This window comes from Microvirga zambiensis WSM3693, assembly GCF_016735695.1.
Taxonomy (GTDB): Bacteria; Pseudomonadota; Alphaproteobacteria; order Rhizobiales; family Beijerinckiaceae; genus Microvirga; species Microvirga zambiensis.
The window spans coordinates 1-652 of the sequence record NZ_JAERQD010000230.1 but is presented as its reverse complement, the minus strand read 5'-3'; the positions used below and the strand labels follow the sequence as shown (position 1 = coordinate 652).

1 protein-coding gene is annotated in these 652 nt (G+C 56.1%); it reads left to right on the top strand.

Annotated features, from left to right (window positions below):
- Positions 1–72 precede the first annotated feature (72 nt).
- The gene (locus JKL46_RS35040; protein ID WP_201843060.1) at positions 73–537 is read left to right on the top strand and encodes a GNAT family N-acetyltransferase; all 465 of its coding nucleotides are present in this window, start codon (positions 73–75) and stop codon (positions 535–537) included.
- Positions 538–652 lie beyond the last annotated feature (115 nt).

Genomic DNA, 652 nt, shown 5'->3' with positions numbered 1-652 from the left:
CCAATTGTACAGTCTACCTTCACTGGTTAAACCGGGTGATCCTTCCGAAAGTCTGCACAACAGAGAGCATGGATGAGCCAGAGCCTGCCCGAGATCGTCATCAGCGAGACCCCTAGCCCTGCTGACCGCGAGGCAATCCTGCGTCCGCTCCTGGCGTACAATGATCGGAGGGGGCCGCCCTCTGGCTTCCAGCCACTTGCGATTTCGCTGCGGGATCCAACCACAGGGGAGACGGTTGGAGGGCTGTGGGGCAAGTCCTCTTATGATTGGGTTTTCATCGATCTTCTCTTCGTCCCTGAGCAGTGGCGGGGACAGAATGTTGGCACCTTACTCCTCCGGAAGGCCGAAGAAATCGGACGGGTACGGGATTGCATTGGCCTCTGGCTCGATACGTTCGGGTTTCAGGCTCGTGGCTTCTACGAGAAGAATGGGTTTGAGCTCTTTGGAACCCTCGATGATCATCCTCGTGGGTCGAAATGCTACTTCATGAGAAAGCTGCTGCAGCCGAAGGCGCCGAGCTCGTCTACAAGATCGTAATTTCGCATAAGCGTCAGTATGGAGCGCGAGTAGAAAAGTGCAGTAGCCAAGAAAAAAGCGCCCATCCGAAGAGGGCGCTTAAGGTGTCGGACCCGTAGGGGCAAAAAAGGGCTCC

Coding starts and splice junctions, on each gene's coding strand:
- JKL46_RS35040 (WP_201843060.1), top strand. CDS start 73: ATGAGCCAGAGCCTGCCCGAGATCGTCATCAGCGAGACCCCTAGCCCT.